The sequence below is a fragment of the Methylophaga sp. UBA678 genome, assembly GCF_002299105.1.
Taxonomy (GTDB): Bacteria; Pseudomonadota; Gammaproteobacteria; order Nitrosococcales; family Methylophagaceae; genus Methylophaga; species Methylophaga marina.
In genome coordinates this window covers 1-23,842 of record NZ_DBNG01000010.1, presented here as the reverse complement: position 1 = coordinate 23,842, position 23,842 = coordinate 1, and the positions used below count along the sequence as shown (strand labels likewise).

General features: G+C 42.3%; 22 protein-coding genes. 14 read left to right on the top strand and 8 right to left on the bottom strand.

Annotation, left to right across the window (positions count from 1 at the left end):
- The first annotated feature begins 3 nt into the window (after positions 1–3).
- Both B3014_RS06365 and B3014_RS06360 read left to right on the top strand, forming a co-directional pair.
- Positions 4–273: a hypothetical protein gene (locus tag B3014_RS06365; protein ID WP_289245240.1), complete on the top strand. Its 270-nt coding sequence runs from the start codon at positions 4–6 to the stop codon at positions 271–273.
- A gap of 32 nt (positions 274–305) precedes the next feature.
- Positions 306–695, top strand: coding sequence for an Ltp family lipoprotein (locus tag B3014_RS06360; protein WP_289245241.1), 390 nt, complete (start codon positions 306–308; stop codon positions 693–695).
- A 510-nt stretch (positions 696–1,205) separates the two neighbouring features.
- On the opposite strand, the gene B3014_RS06355 is transcribed toward B3014_RS06360, so the two are convergent.
- The 3 genes from B3014_RS06355 to nfsA form a co-directional block, all read right to left on the bottom strand.
- Positions 1,206–1,901, bottom strand: a complete 696-nt coding sequence (locus B3014_RS06355; RefSeq protein WP_289245242.1) for a hypothetical protein — start codon at positions 1,899–1,901, stop codon at positions 1,206–1,208.
- A 233-nt stretch (positions 1,902–2,134) separates the two neighbouring features.
- Entirely contained in the window at positions 2,135–4,438 is a 2,304-nt protein-coding gene (locus B3014_RS06350) for an FdhF/YdeP family oxidoreductase (protein ID WP_289245243.1), read from the bottom strand.
- A gap of 186 nt (positions 4,439–4,624) precedes the next feature.
- Entirely contained in the window at positions 4,625–5,356 is a 732-nt protein-coding gene (gene nfsA / locus B3014_RS06345; protein WP_289245244.1) for an oxygen-insensitive NADPH nitroreductase, read from the bottom strand.
- A gap of 212 nt (positions 5,357–5,568) precedes the next feature.
- Here nfsA and B3014_RS06340 point away from each other — a divergent pair, with 212 nt between their 5' ends.
- From B3014_RS06340 to B3014_RS06330, 3 genes are all read left to right on the top strand, one after another.
- Positions 5,569–6,876 (top strand): sodium-dependent transporter, encoded by a 1,308-nt coding sequence (locus B3014_RS06340; RefSeq protein WP_289245245.1) that lies wholly within the window; start codon positions 5,569–5,571, stop codon positions 6,874–6,876.
- 365 nt (positions 6,877–7,241) lie between these two features.
- Positions 7,242–7,700 carry a hypothetical protein gene (locus B3014_RS06335; protein WP_289245246.1) on the top strand — a complete coding sequence of 153 codons (459 nt, stop codon included), beginning with the start codon at positions 7,242–7,244 and terminating at the stop codon, positions 7,698–7,700.
- 168 nt (positions 7,701–7,868) lie between these two features.
- Positions 7,869–8,546, top strand: a complete 678-nt coding sequence (locus B3014_RS06330) for a GGDEF domain-containing protein (RefSeq protein WP_289245247.1) — start codon at positions 7,869–7,871, stop codon at positions 8,544–8,546.
- Between the two features lie 65 nt (positions 8,547–8,611).
- Here the strand turns inward: B3014_RS06330 and B3014_RS06325 are convergent, their stop codons facing one another.
- Complete coding sequence (locus B3014_RS06325) at positions 8,612–8,806, bottom strand: hypothetical protein (protein ID WP_289245248.1); 195 nt, start codon at positions 8,804–8,806, stop codon at positions 8,612–8,614.
- Positions 8,807–8,921: 115 nt separating this feature from the next.
- On the opposite strand from B3014_RS06325, the gene B3014_RS06320 reads away from it, so the two are divergent.
- Together B3014_RS06320 and B3014_RS06315 are read left to right on the top strand one after the other, a co-directional pair.
- Positions 8,922–9,515, top strand: coding sequence for a YgjP-like metallopeptidase domain-containing protein (locus B3014_RS06320; RefSeq protein ID WP_289286928.1), 594 nt, complete (start codon positions 8,922–8,924; stop codon positions 9,513–9,515).
- Positions 9,516–9,912: 397 nt separating this feature from the next.
- A complete protein-coding gene (locus B3014_RS06315; RefSeq protein ID WP_289245250.1) occupies positions 9,913–12,003 on the top strand; it encodes a putative bifunctional diguanylate cyclase/phosphodiesterase in 2,091 nt (696 codons plus the stop codon).
- 38 nt (positions 12,004–12,041) lie between these two features.
- Here the strand turns inward: B3014_RS06315 and B3014_RS06310 are convergent, their stop codons facing one another.
- Positions 12,042–13,226, bottom strand: coding sequence for an MFS transporter (locus tag B3014_RS06310; protein WP_289245251.1), 1,185 nt, complete (start codon positions 13,224–13,226; stop codon positions 12,042–12,044).
- 162 nt (positions 13,227–13,388) lie between these two features.
- Positions 13,389–14,888, bottom strand: a complete 1,500-nt coding sequence (locus tag B3014_RS06305; RefSeq protein ID WP_289245252.1) for an FAD-binding domain-containing protein — start codon at positions 14,886–14,888, stop codon at positions 13,389–13,391.
- A gap of 136 nt (positions 14,889–15,024) precedes the next feature.
- On the opposite strand from B3014_RS06305, the gene B3014_RS06300 reads away from it, so the two are divergent.
- The 4 genes from B3014_RS06300 (at position 15,025) to B3014_RS06285 (ending at position 19,845) form a co-directional block, all read left to right on the top strand.
- Entirely contained in the window at positions 15,025–16,434 is a 1,410-nt protein-coding gene (locus tag B3014_RS06300) for a TonB-dependent receptor (RefSeq protein ID WP_289245253.1), read from the top strand.
- 508 nt (positions 16,435–16,942) lie between these two features.
- A complete protein-coding gene (locus B3014_RS06295) occupies positions 16,943–19,114 on the top strand; it encodes a TonB-dependent receptor family protein (RefSeq protein WP_289245254.1) in 2,172 nt (723 codons plus the stop codon).
- Between the two features lie 229 nt (positions 19,115–19,343).
- On the top strand, positions 19,344–19,550 hold the full coding sequence (locus tag B3014_RS06290) for a hypothetical protein (RefSeq protein WP_289245255.1): 207 nt from the start codon (positions 19,344–19,346) through the stop codon (positions 19,548–19,550).
- 73 nt (positions 19,551–19,623) lie between these two features.
- Complete coding sequence (locus B3014_RS06285) at positions 19,624–19,845, top strand: plasmid stabilization protein (RefSeq protein WP_286304756.1); 222 nt, start codon at positions 19,624–19,626, stop codon at positions 19,843–19,845.
- A 42-nt stretch (positions 19,846–19,887) separates the two neighbouring features.
- Here the strand turns inward: B3014_RS06285 and B3014_RS06280 are convergent, their stop codons facing one another.
- Complete coding sequence (locus B3014_RS06280) at positions 19,888–20,355, bottom strand: hypothetical protein (protein ID WP_289245256.1); 468 nt, start codon at positions 20,353–20,355, stop codon at positions 19,888–19,890.
- A gap of 123 nt (positions 20,356–20,478) precedes the next feature.
- Here B3014_RS06280 and B3014_RS06275 point away from each other — a divergent pair, with 123 nt between their 5' ends.
- Together B3014_RS06275 and B3014_RS06270 are read left to right on the top strand one after the other, a co-directional pair.
- Positions 20,479–21,462 carry a helix-turn-helix domain-containing protein gene (locus B3014_RS06275; RefSeq protein ID WP_289245257.1) on the top strand — a complete coding sequence of 328 codons (984 nt, stop codon included), beginning with the start codon at positions 20,479–20,481 and terminating at the stop codon, positions 21,460–21,462.
- A gap of 67 nt (positions 21,463–21,529) precedes the next feature.
- A complete protein-coding gene (locus B3014_RS06270; protein ID WP_289245258.1) occupies positions 21,530–21,964 on the top strand; it encodes a hypothetical protein in 435 nt (144 codons plus the stop codon).
- Positions 21,965–22,034: 70 nt separating this feature from the next.
- Here B3014_RS06270 and B3014_RS06265 read toward each other — a convergent pair whose 3' ends face one another.
- On the bottom strand, positions 22,035–23,159 hold the full coding sequence (locus B3014_RS06265) for a choice-of-anchor A family protein (protein ID WP_289245259.1): 1,125 nt from the start codon (positions 23,157–23,159) through the stop codon (positions 22,035–22,037).
- A 109-nt stretch (positions 23,160–23,268) separates the two neighbouring features.
- Between B3014_RS06265 and B3014_RS06260 the strand changes: the two genes are divergently transcribed.
- Positions 23,269–23,823 carry an NUDIX domain-containing protein gene (locus B3014_RS06260; RefSeq protein WP_289245260.1) on the top strand — a complete coding sequence of 185 codons (555 nt, stop codon included), beginning with the start codon at positions 23,269–23,271 and terminating at the stop codon, positions 23,821–23,823.
- Positions 23,824–23,842: the final 19 nt, after the last annotated feature.

Sequence of the window (23,842 nt, the reverse complement as noted above, 5' to 3'; positions counted from 1 at the left end):
ATAGTGATGGAGCTGATCATTCTTTGGATCATTTTCGGCATTATTGTCGGACTCATTGCGCAGCATAAGGGTCGTTCTTTTGGACTGTGGTGGTTTTATGGAGCCATGATATTTATTATCGCCCTACCACATGCTCTGTTGATGTCGCCAACAGAAGACGCTGTAGAAAGTCGGGAGAATAAAGCAGGTCGACAACGATGCCCTAGTTGTCAGGAATTTATCATGAAAAACGCCAAGATTTGTCGCTACTGTAACCATAGCTTGGCTGAGTAATTACTATGTTCAATTAGCAAAAGGACATCGCTATGAAGCACACATTAAACTTGTTGGGAATTCCTTTTATTAGTCTTGTTGTTGGGGCAACACCAATATTGGCAGACAATCTTAACGGACCTCAGAAGAATGCCGTCAGATCAGCAGAACAATATCTGAGTTTTACAGGATTTTCTCGTAATGGACTTATAGACCAGCTCTCATCAGATTATGGGGATGGCTATAACGTTAATGACGCCACTATCGCTGTCGATAGTCTGCGCGTTGACTGGAACAAACAAGCTGTCAGATCAGCTAAACAGTATCTCGGTTTCCAGGGTTTTTCCTGCAAGGGCTTAATTGAACAGCTTTCATCAAGCTATGGCGACAAGTACACAGTAAGCCAGGCAACGTATGGTGCACAGCAAGCAGGGGCCTGCTAATTCAGACTTAACACACTACTCCAGGCTAAGGGTCATCTGTTGATTAGTGTGATCTCGTTCATGGTCACTTGTTGAGTTATTTCATTGGGTTCACGGTCAGATGATGGTTATAAACTCACGGTCACTGGATGGTGTAGTAGAAACCTAAACCCTTGATTTATAGTGTCTCCCACGGTCACTAAATCAGTTGCGCGACAGATGATGTCGATAAAGCCATCGATTGGCCCTACTCCAGTATTCATAAATTTGTTCGTGATGGAATAATTGATCAAAACTGGGGATATGATGAGAAGGTTGATTTGAAAGCTTTTGGTGAGAGGAATTGAGTTTTATACCCTCCTAGACATATGTTGGGTTTCGTTATCACTCTACCCAACCTACAAATAAACACTCATATCCTTCGTAGGTTGGGTTGAAGAATGAAACCCAACAAACATCAAATTACAAAACACCTATCAAATCATCAAAATGTTGGGTGTAGCTATCGCTCTACCCAACCTACGGAATGCGTTATTTACTTTTTTGAATCAGATAGTTATCTACTAACGGCCAGACTTCTACCTTGTTGTTGTACAGAGCAACTTTCTTATCATTAGCAGAGATAAGAATTCCCTTGGCAATCATTTGATTATTCTTGGTGGTATCGATCAAATACGTACAACGGCCAACTTTTTCTTCACTCTGGCAGCCTGATTCTGCAAATATTTTCATTTGTTTTTCGGCATCTTGCTGGCCTCTTTGATAAGGAAAGGCAGTTAATAATCCAATAAAGCAAAGAATCACCAGTGGATAATAAAACCAAGATGAAAGTTCAACATGCATTTCACCTAACTGACACCAATGCCATTGAGTAATACCTAATATTTTTCTACCTTGATTTTCTTTGCTCAGTTCTTCGAAAAACCAATCTTTACCATTTTCTTTTGCATATCTTGCAGTAAAAAAAGCAGCTAAACCAATAACAATGAGTAATATAAAGAAGCCAAGAAAATATGGCCATTTAGAAAGTAACCAACCAATGGCTAATACGCCGATATACCAGCTTTCTACCAAGACATCAGACATATCTTTATCAATAAGCTCGTGACTTAACCCAAACGCAAAAATATGACCAATATGGTAACTAAAGCCCGATAACAAAATACATGGCACAACGAGTGCCACAGCCGATGCTGCTAATTTTAATAACCGCTCAAACTTTTCCATACAACACGTCCCTGTTTAGCTCAACTCGCCTTTATCTATACATCAACATAGAGAAAGCTAAGAATAATAAACACAACGCTTTTTGCATATCTATCAATCCACAATTTACGGTCTGTAGGTTGGATTGAAGCATGAAACCCAACAAAACGTCACCTCAAATAACAACACACCGCTTAAAACTTCAAAAAGTTGGGTTTCGCTATTGCTCACCCCAACCTACGGAACTACGAAACTCATTGCCTGATTTCTACAGGCACGCCTTTGTATGCTGGAGTGAGAGAATTTTTTTCGTGATAGGACAATGGAACAAGTGGATTGAGTTCAGGATAATAGCCCGCTACTGTGCCGTCGGGCAGATCATAGGCAGTAACTTTTAGCCCATCGACCTGACGCAGATTGCCATCTTCTACCTGACTATACAGGCTGACTATTTGCCCTTCCTGCAATCCAAGTCGTGCCATTTCTTCGCGATTGATCAAGACGATTTCGCGACTGCCTTCCAAGCCTCGTAGCCGGTCTGAAAATCCGTAAATGGTGGTGTTGAATTGATCGTTGGAACGTAATGTAATTAGGGTAAAACCATTCTCACCGTTGGGATGCTGCCCCAGTGAGGAGAGTGTTGTTGGTGGTGTGAACTGTGCTTTGCCACTTTCGGTTTTCCATTTTCTTTCACGGGCTGGGTTGCCACGATAAAAGCCGCCGGACTGCATCATTCTTTTATTAAAGTCACTGAAATCATCAGGGAATGTTTCGGCAATCAGATCGCGGATCAAATCGTAGTTGGCAACCCAGTCATCCCAGTGGAGTTTAGGGTTGGGAGGTAAGGTGGCTTTTGCAATAGCTGCCACAATCGCTGTCTCGGAGCGGACTTGATCGCTGGGTGGCTCTGCTGCGCCAATTGAAGCATAAATATGACTGAACGTATCTTCCGTAGAAACAGCCTGTGGTCCACTTTGCTGCTGGTCAATATCAGTACGACCAAGACAAGGCAGAATATAACTGACTTTACCCGGTATAAGATGAGATCGATTAGGCTTGGTGGCGATGTGTACCGTCAAATCCAGGTTTGACCAGCCCTTTTCCAGGCGCTCACGATCAGGCAAAGCCCGTAACAGATTTCCCCCCAACGAGACCATAGCCTTGATGGTGCCATCCAACACGCCTTCACTGGCTTCAACAATATTCTTTCCATCATCCGTCGGTGCATCTATACCGAATAACTCATGTAATTTGTCAGCCGGCATATGTGAGGATTTCTCGCCAATACCGACTGTGCGTTGCCCCTGTACATTAGAATGCCCACGCACGGGCGAGATACCGGCACCGAGACGACCTATATTGCCACGCATCAGCAGTAAGTTGCAGAACATCCCCAGATTGAGCCAGCCATCGACATGCTGCGTCAGTCCCATACCATAGATACCGATAACATTTTTTGCCTGACAATATATCTCGGCTGCTTCTTCAATCATGGTGCGGGTTAGGCCAGATTGTGCTTCGATATCTGACCAATCAAAGGCTTTTACCTTTTCAACTGTTTCCTTAAAACCTGTTGTCTCGGCAGCAATAAAATCCTGATCCAGTATGGTGCCAGGAGCAGCCTCTTCACGTTCCAGCACATATTTCATCATACCTGCAATGACGGCAATATCACCGCCAGGTTTCACTTGATAATATTTGTTGGAGATCTCGGTGGGGTTATTGGTGAGCATCTGCATGATGTTCTGTGGCTCAACGAACTCAATCAGCCCCCTTTCACGTACAGGGTTGAAGGTCACAATTTTGCAGCCACGTTCAACAGCGTCTTTGAGGATATGCATAAAACGTGGAGAATTGCTGCCGGTATTCTGTCCGAAAAAGAAAATGGCATCACAATGTTCGAAGTCTTCCAGTGTACAGGTGCCAACCGGTGTACCGACAAAAGTCTTCAAGTTCACACTGGTCGTTTCGTGGCACATATTGGATGACTGTGGCAGATTCTGATGCCCCATTGTCCGCGCAAAAAGGGCATAGAGATAGGACGCTTCCAATCCGGCATGACCACTAGCATAAAAAACGGCTTGCTTAGGGTTCATGGCAGCAAGCTTTTCACCAATGTCCTTTATTGCCTCATCCCAACTGACCGGCACATAACGATCGCGTTTCGCATCATAGCGAAGCGGCTCAGATAACCTGCCCGATTTTTCCAGATCATGGTCATGCCAGATTTTTAATTCAGACACACTATATTGCTCAAAGAAGTTAGCATCGGCCTTTTTCTCATCCAGCTCCCATAAGGTTGCTTTAGCGCCATTTTCACAAAACTCGAACCGTGAGGGATTGGCAGGTTTGGCCCAGGCACATGAACTGCACATCACACCACCAGGCTTATTGAGTCTGGAAAGAATTTTCGCCCCAACGGAAGAACCGTGGACCTTGCCAAAAACTTTCGCCACACCGCGAAGCGATCCCCAACCACCTGCAGGCCCTTTTTCGTAGGTTGTATTACTATCTTGCTCTATGGGGGAATGGTCGTTTTTGTGATTCGAATTTGTCATGCCTCCTCCTAGGCTAATTAGCGATAAGAATGATTCCGACAACTCGAAAGCAGTTTTCTGATGAAAGCCTAATCAGCTGCCACCAAAAAGGATTGCTTACATAATCAGATAATCTGTTCGGCTGTATGCGAGCCTGATAGTTCCAACAGATGGTAAAGCATCTAGAGTAGGCTGTTGCCCAAATATTTACTTAAACTTAAAGCCCTTTTTCTCAAGAAATGCTTTCATATGCGGACGCATTGGCTTGCTCATCATCGTAGCTATTTGATGTGTCCAGGTTTCATCACGCGAGCCACTGGATCGGTTTTGATAATACGATTTGCACGTTTCGTTATACTCTTCCAGTTGTGTTTCATTTTGCTGATATGTTTCTTCTTTCAATACCACATCTACGGGTAGTCTTGGCTTTTGCTCAGGCGATGCTGCCGGATAACCAAGACACATGCCAAACACAGGGTAAACTTGCTCAGGAAGCTTCAGTAGCTCAGAGACTTTTTCGGGGTTATTACGAATACCGCCAATAAAAACACCGCCAAGGCCAAGCGATTCTGCCGCTATCATCGCATTTTGTGCAGCTAGACTGACATCTACCGTAGCGATTATGAACTGCTCGGTATAACCGGAGACCATTTCCATATTCTCATAAGCACAGGCAGCCTGGTTGCGTTTGAGATCAGCACAAAACACTAAAAATACCGGGCTGGTTTCCACCCAAGTTTGTGAGCCGGCAAGCTCTGCCATCTGCTGACGTGTTTGTAGATTTCTAACTCTTATAACGGTGTATGCCTGAACAAAGTTAGACGTGGCTGACCAGCCAGCGGCATCAATAATCTCACGTACTATTTCATCACTGATGGGGTCCGATGTGAACTGCCGAATTGAGCGATGATTTTTTAACAATTTAATTGTGTCATTCATATAGTTTGTATTAGTAAGAATAAATTAAGGGAGAAAATAAATTAAATATCTATGGGATAAAGAAGCATGGTCAGATTACTACCCTAACTTGTCTAATGCACTATGAATAATTGAGTGAGTAAGTAAGATGTAATATAGTCACTCATGCAGAGATAGTCTCTTATTCACAACGCTAACGCGCACCCCCAACTCAATAATCTGAAAAGTTTTATATGTCAGCTCATAATTTCATCGACAAATCGAGGAAACAATGGAGTTCTGAGTCGGCCTTTATTGTTTCCATGGCTGCCGCTGCAGTTGGACTTGGAAACTTATGGCGATTTCCCTATATCGTCGGCGAAAATGGTGGTGGCGTATTTGTCGTTGCTTACTTGTTGGCATTATTTATAGTCGTACTACCCATTATGATGCTGGAAGTAGCGTCTGGCCGTTTAACACAGGGCAATACCGTCGCGACTTTCAAACAAATCAACCAATGGGGCCGATATTACGGTTGGTTTGTTGTGATATTGACAAGTGCCATTACCAGCTATTATTTGGTGATTACTGGTTGGACACTCGGCTATTCTGTTGACGCTAGCCTTGGCGAATTAAAAGTTTTTGATGAATTTACCAAAGGATTTAATAGCTTTTGGTATTTTCTAATCGTTATCGGATTAACCTCTATCGTTCTGATTAGAGGCTTAAACATGATTGAAAGTTTGTCAAAGATCTTGATGCCAATATTGTTGGTAGTCATGATTTTTCTTGTCATTGCTGCCAGCAAAACATCTGGCTGGCAGCAAACTATAGACTTTTTCTTTGAGTTTGACTGGGCAGAGTTAAAGAACGGTCAATTATGGTTATTTGCTTTCGGCCAGGCTTTTTATACCTTGGCGATAGGACAAGGTTATTTAATTACCTATGGTAGTTACATTCCTCGAAAAACGCACCTTCCAAGAGCTTGTATTATCGTCGCTGTATTTCAGACATCCATCGCCTTACTGGCTGCTTGGATGATTTTTCCTTTTGTATTTAGTCAAGGCTTGTCACCCGATAAAGGGACACAACTTGCCTTTGCAACCATGCCCAAGGTGTTTTCAGAGCTATCAGGCGGCTCAATCATTGGTATTGCTTTTTTTACCTTATTTTTTGCCGTTGCGTTTACTTCGACACTGGCAGGCTTAAAAGTTGTGGTCTCGACTTTTTCTGAAGAGTTTAAATTGACTAACTGTAAAGCCGTTATATTAGTAGCATTAGTGATGTTGGTATTAGGTTCAGCATCTGCTTTGAGTTTTACCCCAGTCAACTTACAAATAGCTGGTGACCCAGTGCTCAACGTCATTGACCGAATTGCCGGAGGCAATATCATTATTATCTCTGGAGTCATTGGCGCTACTCTATTTTGTTGGTTTATTTCACCAACACGAATACATTCCGTTCTTGGCACAACTTCACATTGGTGGGAGTGGCGAATTTATTTGGTCGGCCGCTTTCTTCCAATCTTTGTGCTTATCGGTTTTATGATGAAATACTTCTGAACTCTTTTTAAGCGATAAAATTCCAACTATAAGCCGACAGTTTGGCTTGCATGTATCACGTCAAAGTCACTTCATTGAGAAGCAGATTAAGGTCGTTAAACATGGCTATGTGTTTATTTGACTATATTCTGAGACCAACCTTTGGCTTGAGCTGAAGAGTTTGCTCCAACAAATCACTCCTAAAATAGGATACCACTAAAAATAAAAACTTAGGTTTGTAATCATCAATGTAATCTGGTGAATAGTCATAGCTATTTTCTAAGTCCATAGCTCTCTGATAGCGAAAAGCATCTCATTATCTGAACGTGTACTTATGCGATAATCATCTATCTATTTTGGTATCAATCAAACAATTAACGCTATTCATGAGCACCGATTACAGCCACCTTACCCATATTAAAAGTTTAGACGAGCTTGCTCTTTACGAGCTAATTCCCACTGTGGTCTGGATTTTTGATTTGGATAGACATGGTTGGTGGTGGGGAAATGACGCTGCACTCAAATTTTGGGGGTTGAAATCACTCGATGAGCTAATCAATAAGGATCTATCAGGTGATACCCAGGGCGCACGAGATAGGATGCAGCAAACCTTTGAGTTAGCGGCAAAAAATGGTCTGAGTATTGACCCGTGGACGACCTACCCTGATGGTAAGGCCAAAACACTCTATATGTTGCACAGATCTGTTTTAATCGGTCCTGAAGCGCATCGCGCCATTATTGCCTATGTGAATGAACAAGTTGAGCTCGGTGAAACACCTGAAAACTTACTCCTCGTTGAAGCAATGCGATATACCACGGTATTAGTAAGCACGTTCACCTTTTAAGGTGACATTGTTATCGAAAATCCAGCAGCCACAGAAGCCTATAAACACATCATTCCACAGCAACTTGATCCTGATAAAAATGCGTTCACTGCCCGCTTTGAACACCTTGAAGAAGGTATTGAACGACTAAAAGATGCCACTGAAAAGCGAGTTGGACGCTGGACACATATGATGAAAACCAGTGCCGGCTTGCGTCAGCATACGCTGGATATACGCATCACACGCCACCCATTAACGGCAGAGTTTTTAATGTTGGTCACGGAATATGATGTCAGTGAGCTACATCAAGCCTTAGATGCTGCTAATCATGCTCAAATTGAATTGAAAAAACAGGCGCATTTCGATGCCATTACAGGACTGCCTTCACTGCATTATTTACAACAACATGCCACGGACTATTTAGCTAAAGCTAAGCGTCAGCAGCAACAAATTGCCGTAATGTTCTTGGACTTGGATGGCTTTAAATCGGTCAATGATACTTGGGGTCACAATGCTGGTGACCAGGTACTGAGGCAAGTGGCACAACGCTTTAGTGGTTTATTACGCCAGACGGATCAGTTAGCACGTATTGGTGGTGATGAGTTCGTTATTATGATTGATGATCTCAAGGATCGTAACGATGTGGAAACCGTGGCTCAAAAACTAATTGACGGCTTAAAGCTTCCCATTGATTTCACTTTTTCAGACAACGACACTAAACAAGTCAATATAGGTGTCAGTATCGGTATCGCTTTTTTCCCTGAGCATGGCACCACTCTGGATAGTCTCGTCAAAGTGGCTGACAGTGCAATGTATGACGTCAAACGTCAGGGTAAAAATAATTTCTCTCTAGGTAAACCTGCCTGATATAAGTTTGTTTTGACAATTACCCTGTAGGTTCGAGCTCTTGCTCACTATAGAAAAGTTATCCTTTATTTCTTTTTGCGCTTCTTAGCTGACTGAATGGCCGTGTAAATCTGATAAAGCACATAAGGAAGCAACACTAGTATCAACGCTTCTATGCCGCTTAGTTTTTCACCTGCCAGAATCAGCACGATGATGAGTAATAATCCGACAACACCAAGCTTGAGAAACTTCATGGATTCTTTTGCAAACACCTTCCGCATTTTGCTTCCTTTTTTCCACCAAAAATAAACGACCTGACGGTAAAGTTATCTAATAAAACACGATGTTCCTTTGTGACTTCTCAGTGTGCAATAGTCAAGGAATAAGACCTGTAACATGGCATACTTTGAGTTCAGTCCCCTTCCTCATTATTATTTGTTTTACAATTCAGCACCACATCAACCAATTGAAACAAATCGCATCATTATGTCGGCATTAAAATATTTAGCAGGCTACCCTGTCCCTGTTCAAGATCAAGTCAGCGCTGCCATTTCATCGAAAACACTCGGTCATTATCTGCTTAGCAAATATCCTGATACACATAACATCAAAAGCAATAAGGCTTTGTATGATTATGTTATGGATATGAAGAATCAACACCTACGTCAGTCTAATACGCTCAGCAAAGTGATTTACGATGACAAGTTGGATGTACTTCACAATGCTCTGGGTTTACACAGTTATGTCTCAAGGGTTCAGGGCGGTAAATTAAAAGCAAAAAATGAAATGCGAATTGGCACGGTATTTAAATCGGCTCCCGAGGCATTTTTAAATATGATTGTGGTGCACGAGCTGGCACATCTAAAAGAGAAAGATCACAACAAATCCTTTTATAAACTTTGCACCCACATACAACCTGACTATCATCAGCTTGAGTTCGATGTGCGGGTCTACCTTACCCATTTAGAGATATTTGGCGATCTATATTAGTGTTTTATAATTCTCTAATAAAGTGGTTTAATACTCAGACATGACTCAACAACTCCACCCATCTGAATAAGTGAAAGACTAAGAAACATTTAGATTCTTCACTTTCAGTAAAGATTGTAAATATTACAAAAAGGTCATGATTTTTTAGTTGACAACCTCAATAAACATATGGTTATTTAACCATATATTTATTATGTGTATTAATAACATACTCGTATTTTCGAATACGATTTTTTGAGGTTTAAAAACCGTGCCAGCGAATGTTCAAACCGGACAAGATAAAAAGAAGTTATCAATAAAAGTCCACGTATACCTCTTATCAGAAAACACGTCCTATTTCGTTCTCCCAGTGAAAGCATCGAGGTCATTTTCTAGCAGCCTGAACGAGTTTTAGTCAATGACCTCAACGATATCAACCGCCTCTTCAAAGGTAGATTTGAGTGTGCTTTATCTGGGCAAAGATAAGCCTTTGGAGCATAAAATTCGTCGTTATCTTGGTTCTCGTATCAACCTTTATCTGGCTGCAGAGGATTATGAAACTGCCATAGCGTTATATAAACAGCATGCCATCGACACTATCGTTGCCGATACCGCTTTTCTCAGAGGTATGCCGAACTGCGCAATACATCAGTTTCGACACCTCAATGACAACGTCAATATCATTTTACTGAATGAGAATCATGACATCATATCTTCGCCATTCGAGTTACCTTGTTTAGCCCAGCAACAATGTCCACTGAAACCCGTCAGTTTTGACAAGCTCTCAGACTTAGTCATGGCTGGTCATAATCAGTCTGATGAAAATAATATCGTTAATATTACTTCATCCGCTTTTTTTCATAGCTCAGTGGCTATGACAATCAGTAGTCATGACAATAAAATTATTGCTGTGAATCATGCCTTCACACAAATTACAGGCTTTCAGGAACATGAAATTTTGGGTAAAAACCCACGAATTCTCAGTTCAGGTAAACACGATAAACAATTCTATGAAGACATGTGGGCTGCACTTTCACACGACAAGAAATGGAATGGTGAGATTTGGAATAAACGCAAAAATGGTGAGTTGTTTCTGGAATGGATAACTATCAATGCCATTACTAACAGCGCTGGTGATATCACACATTACTGCTCAATCTTCGCCGATATTACCGAACGCAAAGCGGCAGAAGAAGCCATTTGTAGATTGACATATAACGATCCGCTAACAGAGCTGCCCAATCGTCGTGCGTTTATGGAACGCCTTGAAGAACACCTATCACACTCCAAAGCTGACCAGTCATTATTCGCTATTTTGTTTCTGGATCTTGATAACTTTAAAGATATCAACGATACCTTAGGACATAATATTGGTGATGCGGTCATCAAAGAAACAGCATTACGTTTGAAAACCTGTATTCGTGAGGATGATCTAATCGCTCGCTTAGGTGGCGATGAGTTTACTGTTTGTCTGACAAACCTGAATACGGCTGATGACGCCAGCACTGTTGCTCAAAAACTATTAGATGCCATGACATCCCCTTTCATCTTAGAAGAAGAAAGACTCTATTTCTCGTTTAGTATTGGTATTGCCTTATTTCCTGAGCACGGTGAATCAACTCAAGAATTACTCAAGCATGCTGACCAGGCCATGTATCATGCAAAATTTTCTGGTCGTAATAAATTCTCCTTTTTTGATCTTTCCATGGAGCAAAACGCGCTCACAAAAACAGAGATAGTTAAACATCTTCGAAACTCAATAGGATCTGAGCAGTTCTCTATACATTATCAACCGATTGTTAACCTTAAGACCGGCTTTATAGATAAAGCTGAGTCTTTATTACGCTGGACACACCCAGAACTGGGTAATATCACGCCTGATGAATTTATCCCGATAGCCGAAGATATCGGTCTGATATGCGAATTAGGTAGTTGGGTATTTCGACAAAGTGCCTCTCAAGTAAAAGCTTGGCAGGAAAAATATATCGATAGCTTTCAAGTCAGCATCAATATTTCGCCAAAACAATTTCAAAATGAATCTTGTGATCTAGAAGAGTGGACAGATTTCTTATCACAACAAGCACTTAGCAATACCGCCATTTCCCTGGAAATTACGGAAGGCGTGATGATGAATGAAGGACCGATGACTGAACAGCGCCTCAATATGCTAAAACATGCAGGCATTGAAATTTCTCTGGATGATTTTGGGACCGGATATTCTTCACTAGCTTATTTAAAAAAGCTGAATGTAGATTACCTAAAAATTGATCGGACGTTTATTCAGAATATCCACCTCAACCTTGATGATCAGGCTATGTGTGAGGCCATTGTCGTGATGGCACACAAACTCAATATCAGAGTCATTGCTGAAGGTGTTGAAAACGAAGCACAGTTAAATTTCCTAAAATCGATTGGCTGCGATTACGCGCAAGGCTATTGGTTTTCTAAACCCGTACCGAGCAAAGATTTCGAGCTGTTACTAGAGAAAGATGGCGCTTCTATTCACTAAGGTTATCAAAGTAGGAGGCTTAATTACTGCTGGAGTAATTAGTTTGTGCGTGTTTCCACATGTAGAGCCAGTTTAAATACAGCAAGCCCTGACAAACTTAAAAACAGTCCAACCCAAACAGGTGCGACCCAGCCCATTTGTTGACTAATCACAAATCCACCTAAAAAAGCGCCTAAGGCATTGGCGACATTAAATGCTGAATGATTCAATGACGCAGCTAATGCTTGAGACTCTCCTGCTACGTCAATTAAACGAATCTGTAATACCCCTGCTAAGCCTGTCACCGTGAAACCAATCAAAAACAAGGCGACAATCGCTGAATAGAGTTGCGTCATACTTAGGCCGGCAATAATAAACGCAATAGAAGAACTGACCAGCACGGCGACAATCGTTTTATTCAAATGTTTATCCGCTAGCCAGCCAGCGACTAACCCACCAATGACCATACCTGTACCAAACACAGCCAGCGCTATAGGCACGACTTTGATACTAGCCCCCGTATATTCGGTCAGTATGGGTGATGCATAGCTGTAGACAGAAAACATTCCCCCAAAACCAATTGCACCTATCGCTAAGGTCAGCCACATATTGATGTTCTTAAACCCAGCGAGCTCACCACGAAAACTCGCTGTGGGGTGTGCATCAATACGTGGTACAAAAAAGCTGATAGCTAATATGGTTGCCAACGCAATCATCGCCGAAAACTCAAAACCCGCGCGCCAGCCAAAGGATTGGCCAAGCCAGGTGGCGAAAGGTACACCAATGACATTGGCAATGGTTAGCCCCATCATCACTTGTGCAATAGCTGTCGCCCGGCGATGCTGACCCGCTAAATCGGCAGCCACCAGTGATGCAATACCAAAATAAGCGCCATGCGGTAAGCCTGCTATGAAACGACTAAGCAGCATTGATGTTGGAGTATCAGCTAATGCCGTTAATCCATTAGCCAAACCATAAAACACCATCAAGCCTAGCAACAATGTTTTTCGCGGTAACTTCGCCCCTAAAATAGCTAATGCTGGTGCGCCAATCGTCACGCCTAATGCGTATGCCGTGATGAATTGTCCGGCAGAAGGAATAGATACCTTCAGATCAGCAGCGATTTCCTGAATAAGCCCCATCGCCACAAATTCGGTGGTACCTATACAAAAGCCACCGATAGCCAGGGCGAAAATGACCCATGGTAGTGAATAAGATCGTGCTGAAGTGTCTGAAGAAGTCATCTGCTCAATTAGCTTGTCCGGAAAGGCGCGCAATGTAACACAAACCGGGTTAAACCAATATTAAGATGACTGAGCACTTAAGCTCTGATAAGCGCATGATGTCGCGAGTAGAAATGGATGACATCTATGTTGTAAGCGCGTATGACGCCAACTTGGCTTTATCTATAGCGGAAGTTCGCCTTGTTGCCAAGATGGTGTTTTCTGTTTCTTTTTATGAGAGGTACGTTTACGACTGGCGTGTTTTTTTACAATTACCTCAGCCTGTTGCCTGTGTTGGGACTGTTTTCTTAAGGCATAAATCTTTGCAGCAGCAGATTGCCTGGCAGCTTTTTCCTCCACGATAGGCTCTGGATACCCATTCATCAATGACGGACGCGTCCAGGGTTGATGAATAAAAGGGGCAGGCATATCAGCCAACTCAGGTATCCATTGCCTGATAAAGTCCCCTTCTGGATCTTGTTCGATACCTTGTTTAATGGGGTTATATATACGGATACTGTTAATACCTGTTGTGCCTGACTGCATCTGTACCTGAGGGTAATGTATACCTGGTTCGTAATCCGTAAATAATCTCGCCAGATATAACGCAGGTTGTCGCCAATCTAACCAAAGATGATAACTGGCAAAACTCATTAACATGGCTCGCATCCGAAAATTTATCCAGCCTGTAGCAATTAATGCGCGCATGCAGGCATCGATCATAGGAAAGCCAGTCCGCCCATTTCGCCATGCCTCAAAATAAGCCTGGTTGAGATCAGGTGTACGCAAGCCATCATATATCGTATGCATATTCTCAAACTCTATACGCGGCTCATCTTCCAGTTTTTGCATAAAATGACAATGCCAACGAAGACGCGCTGAGAATGAACGCATTGCTTGTCGCCACTGAATTTTTGCCGGAATATGACTCTGTTTAATGCTGGCAATACGATTCTCTGTAGCTTGGTAAACCTCTCGCATCGATAAGCAGCCAAATGCCAGGTAAGGTGAGAGTCGAGAGCAACTATCCACGGCTGTCAGCGGTGAGGACATTTCCTTTGTATACCCCTGCCCACGCTGATGTAAAAACGTATCTAAATGACGAAGTCCTTGTTCCCTACCACCTTTCTGTCTTTGGCTACATCCATCATCACTCAAGCCAAGCTTATCCGGACTAGGTAGGTAGTCATTTTTTTCACTAGGTCCTGTGAGTTTATCTGGGCACACATAACATGCTTGATTCATATGCTGATACCAGCGTCTGGCCCAACCATCGCGGCCTTTAAGTCGTCTAATCACACCATGCTGGCGAGGTTGATGCCAATTAACATGGTGATGGTCAGCCCAGGTTTGAACTGCAATGTCTCGTTGATAAGTCCAGCCATTCCAGGTTTCCTGGTGAGACCAGACGTCAGTGACGGCATATTGCTGACGTAATGATTCAAAAACGTTTAACGCTTCGCCGACCCGAACGATGAGTGGGCAGCCTCTTGCTGTTAATACCTGATTGAGTTCATATAAACATTCTTTAAGAAACAGGTATTGTCTGCGCGACATATCACCTTGTTGCCAAAGCTCTGGTTCAAACACATAAACAGGCAGAATAGGACCTTGCTCCGCTGCCAGGGTCAATGCTCCATGATCTTGAATACGTAAATCGCGTTTAAACCAAACAATATTCATCGAATAGTGACTTATTAATAACCAGTTTAAGGTTGAATACTTTCATTAAATATGTGAAAAATAAGTTAAGTCATGCTGTTTCTCGTTTTTTGAACACGACATACGTCATCCACTTGTCACCTCATAAAGGTCAATTATGGAAAACAAAATCCTCTCCCCCGGCGCCAAAGCACTCGAAGTCAATCTTGATAACATTCGCTACGGTTCCTTTGCAGAAATTGGTGCGGGTCAGGAAGTCGTGCGTTGGTTCTTTCGAGTCGGTGGTGCAGCCGGCACCATCGCAAAAAGTATCTCAGCCTATGATATGAAAGTGAGTGATGATATCTACGGCAAAGCGCCACGCTATGTTTGCCGTGAACGCCTTGAAGATATGCTCAAACTGGAATATGACCTGAATATCGAACGATTAAACGAACAGCGAGGCGAGACAACGGCCTTTTTTGCTTTTGCTGATACGGTCTCTGCACGTAACTATCACGGCACAAATGAATGTCATGGCTGGCTGGGAATTCGTTTTCAGACTGAACCTCATGCCGCCCCAAGCGAAATCATTATTCATGTTCGTATGCTCGATAATGAAAACTCGCTGCAGCAAGAAGCCTTGGGCATAATTGGTGTCAACCTTGTCTATGGCGCCTTCCACTACAGTCACAGCCCGGATTTACTGGTTAAGTCACTCCTCGATAATTTAACAACCGATCGAATAGAAGTCGACATGGTCGATTTGCACGGTGATGCCTTTTTACATGTTGATAACCGTGTTATCAGCTTACGGTTGGTGCAGCTAGGCTTAAGTGATGCAGCTATGTTTTCTGCCGATGGAAAAGTATTACAGCCCTCAGAACATCTTCGTAAGAAAAATGTATTGGTTGAACGTGGACGTTTCAGACCAGTGACTCATGTGAACATTGATATGCTCAATGCTGCCAGAAAGCAGTTTGATGCAGATAATCAAGCCTCTCCGGCAGACACCATCTCCATTATGGAGATCACCATGCATAATCTGCGTAGCGGCAATGACAGTATTGATCTGGAAGACTTTATCAGTCGCGCAGACGTGCTCGAAGCGACCGGACATACCGTGATGATTTCTGATTATCCAGAATACTATCGTCTTGTTTCTTATCTCTCACGTTACACGGATCGTCGTATTGGCTTAACCATGGGCGCATCCAGTCTGGTCGAATTATTTAATGATGAATATTACAGCAGCCTGCAAGGCGGTATTCTGGAAGCCTTTGGCCGCTTACTTAAACATAACGTGAGACTGTATATCTACCCTTACAAAGATACAAAGACCAATACCTTATACAAGGTTGATAATCTTAATATTGATCCCAAGCAATCCTATCTCTATGAATATTTGAAACAAGGTGAACACGTTCAACAACTCGAAGAATTTAATGAGGCGTATTTGCCCATATTTTCTCCAGACGTATTGAAAATGATTACTGACAATCAAGATGGTTGGGAAACATTAGTGCCTGATGTGGTCGCTGAGAAAATAAAAAAACAACATCTTTTTGGCTATAAAGCGTCGCCATAATAATGACTTGGTTTAGCCAATATTTTTCTCTATATAGGCCAGTGTTGAGTTCCCACAGAGAATAATGATGCGTTCATCTTGCATCCAATAAGCAGTGTGTTTAAGTTCTTTTTCACCTGTTTATTCACTGCAATGAACGCATTCACTATACGGAATACAGTCGCTAGCCCCTCTTTTATTTTTTATCTTATATTCATTCACTACGTTGTTGTGAATTAACAACACTTATCAAATCTTTACATTAGTTAACATAACGGTTGAAATTAACCACATGACTGGATGTGTATAACCATCTTAAGTTATTCGTAAATTCATACTATCAGTGTGCTCGCACGGTTTATCAATCACAAAAATGTTGCAGTGGTTATTTTTAACCACTCATTCACTTACTCAGTATGAAAACAGCTAAACTTAAAGAATATCCATCCCAGCCCTGAAGGGAGTAACTCCTATAACAATCACGTTAATTCCATCGCTATAGTCCAGCTTCCACAAGCAGGAGAGAGAGATGGAATTAAGAAAAAAACTAAGTAAAAGCGCGATGTTATCATCGATCATCATGGCCTCATTGAGTGCTCATGCTGAAGAAGAAAGAGACGCTGTTGAAGTAGACAAGATGACCGTCACCGGAATTCTTCCGGATAAATTGGAAGCCGTTCCCGGTTCATTCGATATTATCGATGAGGATTACTTAGATACGCGTCGTCCAATTTCTAACATAGAAAGGTTACGTACAGTACCCGGTATCAATATCGTACCCGATGGCAGCATGGGCTTTGATACCAATATTGGTATCAGGGGGCAAAACCCACGTCGAAGTGCAAAAGCCATGATTATGGAAGACGGTATTCACCTACAACTGGCTCCTTATGGCGATCCTGTTGTGCATTACACTCCACCATCAACGGCATTAAGTCGTATCGAGGTCATCAAAGGCGCTGGTCAGATTTTATATGGCCCACAAACATTAGGCGGCGCGGTAAACTTCGTGACTAAACCTGTTCCTCGAAGTGGCAAGGTCGAGGGTACCATCACATCCGCTTTTGGTAATCAGAATTATCGTTTACTGGATGGTGCGATAGGCTATGGTAACGAGTTAGGCGGATTCACTTTTGGCTTTACCCAGAACAAAGGTGATGGTGTCTATGATCACAGTGAATTTGATGTCAAAGATTACCGATTCAAAGGTGAGCTCGACATTACCGAACGTCAGACATTAGGCTTGAAATTAGTTCACACGCGTGACAGACGTAATTCTACAGAGGCCTATTTAACACCCTATGAATATGATCGTGATCCTTACTCGCATCCCTCTATTCAAAATGATGAATGGGAACAGGATCGTGACGTCATACAGTTACAACATATTTTCCGTGTTAACGATAAATTCAAATTAACCTCACAGGCTTACTACACCGACACATTCCGTAATGGTCTACGCAGTACAGAAGAGAATGAAGGCGATCTGGATAGTAACGGTAATATCGTGTCGTTATTCAGAAACTGCCCAGGACAAGGTGGCGAAGGAGTCTCAGCTACTGATGTCAATGCCAGCTTATGTGCGGGTCGACATGCACCTCGTCAATATTACACGCGTGGTGTAGAAACACGTGGTGACATCTCTTATAGTTTATTTGACTTAGAACACGACACCATATTTGGTGTTCGCTATCATGAAGAGAACATACACCGTCAAGAGATCCTGTCGCAGAGTGTTGCTGAGCGTGAGAGTTATAAATTAGCACTGGCAAACAATCCGGGCGATGTGGAAGAAGCAAAAATTAAAACGCACGCTTTATCCTATTATTTGCAAAATACGACGTATGTAGGGAACTGGTCATTCACACCAGGTTTTCGCGTAGAAGATGTTCGTACCAGCGAAGAATTCTATGAAGGCGGTGTCCAGAATAACCGTGAAGCGTTGTCATACACTGAGTTTTTACCGAGTTTTGGCGTTGCATGGAATGGGATTACAGGTACCACAGTCTTTGCTGGAGTACATAAAGGCATCGCACCAGCTCGGGCTGATAGGGAGTTTACTGAAGACGGCGGTCGTGCTGAACCTGAAGAAAGCACCTTATATGAAGTTGGTTTCAGAAGCCGTTACTTCAAAGGTATCAATGTTGAAGCCACATTGTTCCACAATGATATTCAAAATACCTTAGTGGACTTTGGTGATACATTCGATAATAGTGGTGATAGTGAACAAACCGGTATCGAACTCTCAGGCCGTATCAACTTTGGTGATATTTTCGACTGGACAAATAATATCTATCTATCAGGTGCTTATACTAACTTATGGACAGCTGAGTACAAAGATGGACCTAATCCGTCAATCAACGGTAACAGAATGCAGTATGCACCCGAACATATGTTAAATATGGATCTGGGATATGAACATCAAAGTGGTGTGAATGCCAGAATTGGTGTCCAGCATGTGAGTAAACAATTTGTTGATGATGGTAATACTCGTAACGAAGATGTCAGTGGACTGCAAGGCACTATCCCAGGATTCACTATCTGGAATGCGGGTGTGAATTACGCCGTGCCGAACTCAGGTATTACCGTCTTTGCTATTGTTGAAAACTTATTCGACAAAGAGTATCTGGTCAGTCGAAATGAAGGTAAATTAGTTGGTCGTGAACGCTTGTTCTTTGGTGGTATCACCTACGACTTCTAATAAAATGGGAAGAAAACAATGGACTGTTTTTTCATTTAGTAAAAGCCCGTTTTTTAAAGCGGGCTTTTTTTTGACTGAATATCAGCCTTCATACACATCTAGTGGTTTCACCTGGTTAACCATTTATATCGAGGAAAAATGATGGATATCCGTGATAAATTTGTATCTGTCAGCATGAATGTTAACGTAACCTATATACAAGACTTTTTGGGTGACACAGGCTATGACCATGCAGCAAAAACACTCGACTTATTCCCCTGAACACAAAGAAGACAGTGACAGTAAACAACTGCACCAACAACGCGACTTGATATTAACGCATGAGGAAGCGCTGGCAGGTAGTCCTGATGAAAGTGCAGCCTGTGGCGAGGAAGATATTGGTGCTGGTCTTGAATTTTTAGTGGCAAAACACGACCATCCTGACTCTGGTAAATAACCGAGCAGAAACTATCTTTTACCCCCACTGTCACCTCTTGTGAACATGTTTCTATTTTTAATGGAGTGAAATCATGGCGCAAGGTAGTAAAGAAAAATATACAGATAAGCAAAAACGTAAAGCTCAGCACATAGAAGAAAGTTATAAAGAGCAAGGAGTCTCAGAAGAGGAAGCTGAAAGTATAGCCTGGGCAACCGTCAATAAAGAATCCGGTGGTGGTAACAAATCTGGCTCGGGACGAGGCAAAAAAGATAACCACAGTGCCAGTCGAAATGGTGGTAAGAAAAGTCACTGACTCTCAAAAAAAGTCAGTGACTTTTCTTGTTTAATTACTAGCTCATTGTGACTCTTTTTTTTCAGTGAGCGTGGATTTCAGAATAATCACAGCCCCTTTACCAAAACCGTAGCTGGTCATCAGCAGACTGGCATACAAATAAAAGGTAAATACCCCTCCTCCAGCCACATCAGGATTGAAGGTATCATGTAAAGGGTCGAGTACCGGAAACAGTGCATACATTAAAAATAAGCTGGAGTTGGTAAACGCACCCACCACCATGGACCAGCGGACATGCCATGGTAAAGCTACCTTGGCCGCATAAAAGCCTAAAATCAAGGCACTCATAATCAGAAAATCAAGATGTGCTTGTAACACCCGCTTAGGTGATCCGGGAATCAAGGTTTGTAAAAAACCCAGCTGGTTATATAAACCCACCAGACACCAGGCTAACAATAAAGCCATCAATATCCATAAACATGCCCCCCGAAGCATAACGATATTTGTGGATGACGCTGACGTATTTTGCATATCTCTCTCCTGCATTTATTGTATTTTTCCTATGTTATTATCCAGTTATACAAAAAGACGTCTTGTTTGAAACGGTGCAATAACTTGACCGAGAAGGTGATGGTCAATAAAAGAGAGATAAAGATGAATAGCCAGCTTTCCACATTGCAAGGTCAGCGTTTCTGTACTGATGATTTACCGAGCTCACAGAGGCTGAACTGGTTGAAAGAAATCATTGGACGCGAATATGCCAATGTGGATGTGAGTCAAATTGCTGATGAGCCTGTGTTCAATGATATGGTCATCTATCCGTGGTTATATGGCACACGATTTTCTCCTATCAAAACTCAGCCGTTGCAAATAGAACGTTTATCCAGAGAGCCAACAGAAGTCAGTCAAGATAACTATTTTGCCGTTATGCTGATCGATGGGCGATATAAACTTGAACAAGATGGACGCGAAGTGTTTCTGGAAAAAGGCGAAATGACCTTATACGATGCGACCCAATGGCATCGTATTACCATGCCTGAACCAGCGTCAAAAGTGATAATTTCTATTCCCCGAAACTATCTCAAACAAAGGCTTAGTCATGTGAGTGAGCTAACAGCAAAGAAAATATCAGTTAAATCTGGTATTGGCGCGGTAACCTCACAGACGCTGCAAACATTCGCTTCACAATTAACTACATTAGACACGCGATCTTTCCAGTCTATGTTTGATCCGTTGATTGATATGCTTACCCTATCGCTTAATCAACTCTCCCCCCAGTCAGTTGAGTTATCTCGCTCTCAAAACACGACGCTGTTTCATATTAAGCGCTATATAGATAATCATTGTCATCACCCTGACTTATCTCCAGCCATCATTGCCAATGCTGTCGGATTTTCAGTGCGACATATTAATCATCTGTTTCAAACCGAACAAACCTCATTAATGCGTTATGTCACACAACAACGCTTAAACAGAGTGTATCGACGATTACAGCATCAGCAATCTATGCATCAGACGATTACTGAACTTGCACTGGAAGCAGGATTTAATGATATGGCTCACTTCAGCCGGGCCTTTAAAACCCAATTCGGTCTATCGCCACGGCAGTTACGAGAACATGTAAAAAAACGTTTTTGATTCGTGCACCAACATGAATTAATTCACCTAAATATACGCGAATGTCCAACTAGAGAGAGAAATAACAATGACAAGAAAACAATCTGGCAGTACAGCAACACAATTTCTATTATGGTTGCTAGTATTAGTGAATACCGCTGGTGTCGCTTATTACTATTACACCGCTGAAGTGAAAACTAAAGACATTCCAAACCTGGTTGGAACATGGAGTGGTGTCAATCTTACCGTCTCAGATGAAAAAGGCTATAAAACCTGGAATGATAAAACCGTCACCATTACAGAACAACAGGACCGACGTTTTCGTGGCACTTTTACCTATGCTGACGGTACCAAAAACTTTTTTGGTGTGATTTATCCTGATAATACTGCCTTTACCTGGGTATCAACTCCAAGCCAGGGTTATGTTCATGGTCGAATTCTCGGTGATGACACTATCGGTACCTGCTATGTTGAAACCTGGAAACATGCCACAGCCGGCTGTGCAACATTAGAAAGACAATAAAAAAACCGATATACCAAACATAAAAAAGCCACCTGTTCAGGTGGCTTTTTTGTATCGCTGAAAGTGTGATTTAAGCAGCGGCTTTTACAGTATTCGCTTTGCGACGTAGGCCTAAGAAGCCTAGTAAAGCGGGAGCGAATAAAAAGGCAGCCGCAGGAACTGGTACAGCTGAAGGCGGCACAAAACCAGAAGGTTGTGAGTGAATTTCAGCGTTCTGGTTTAAGGTTTTTGCAGCTAAGGTACCTTCAATATTCCCGTGAGTAACAACATCTGTACCCAATGCTAAAATGCTACCGCCGAATTGTGAGGTGATGTGAAGACTGTCTGCATCGGTAAAATTCCATAACAGTATGTCAGCTAAATCCACTGCTGAGTTGGCCAGGAAATTCACGCTGATATCGTACCCAGAAAGTGCGTCATCAAAGACATTAAACAAAATGCTGGTTGCACTACCGATGTTGAATGCAAACTCATTCACACTAGTAAAAAAGCTTTCACCATCATTAATATTGAACACCGCTAATCCATCGGTATTCGGTGTCGCATTAAACGTGACTTTGCCACCGGTAATTGTGTAGTTACTATTAAAATCAGTACCTGCTAACTGGTTTGAAAACTGACCTAATGTATTCACCGCATTTGCCGCCGCAGTAGCTGGGTCAAAAGGGACTGAGACAGGTTGGTTAGAAACGTTATAACCACCGTTAGCACCAGCAAAACCAGTATTGGTGCCACCGAAAGTTGTATTTCCACCATTTGTATTGACTCTACCAGAGATATCGCCAACTACAGAGGTTGAACCATCACGGTTAGCATTGTTTTCAACCCTGCCAGTGGAAGAGACAGAGCCTATATAAGCATCGCCACCATCATTAATGGTGAGTGAGCCAGACACATCACCACCGATATTAAGGCCTTTGCCTTTGGTCTGTACGCTACCCTTGAGGTCACCACCGACAGTTAACGATGGAACAGCAACATTTGACGTGGAATGCATGTTGTACATACCACCGTTAACATTGCCACCGATTAATGCGTTACCATCTATTTCAGAGGTACTAATGACATTGCCACTGGTAATAAGGTTGTATTGATTAAGAAGAGACATGGCGTCTATTTCAACAGCATCAGCATAAGCTAACTGATTAATACTAAGAGTCACTACTCCAACCATGGCAAGTTTTGATAAACGCATTTGAATCTTCATTTATGTGATTACTTAAATTATATAACCACCACAACTAAATAAGTATTGTACTAAAGTACTATTTTTTCTCTTTCTTTAATTAAAGAAAAAAATATTTATGACAAAAACTAAAATTGGCGGCTGGGTTCAGACATCCCAGCAAATCCCTTATGACAACCCATGGATTCAAATTCGCCATGAAGAAGTGATCAGACCGAATGGCAGTGAAGGAATTTATGGTGTCGTCCACTTCAAGTCTCATGCCATTGGCGTCATCGCCATTGATGACAATGATCATACTTGGTTAGTCAAACAAAGTCGTTATCCAAATAATGAAACCACCATCGAAATTCCAGAAGGTGGTGGCCCACTGGATGAACACCCTCTGGAAGCGGCAAAAAGAGAACTCAAAGAAGAAACAGGGTTTACGGCAACAGACTGGCAGCCACTGATGGAGTTACGCACCTCCAACTCAGTGACCGACGAAAAAGCTTATATTTTCCTGGCGACAGGACTGACAGCCGGTGAGCAAGAACTCGAAGAGACTGAAGATATCGAATTAATAAAGGTCTCAGTAGACACAGCCATTGAAATGGCCATGAACGGCGACATCGTAGATGCCATGTCAGTAGCAGCTTTACTGAAACTTGCTGTGATGAGACAAGCACGATAAATGGGTAAGCGGATTAAAT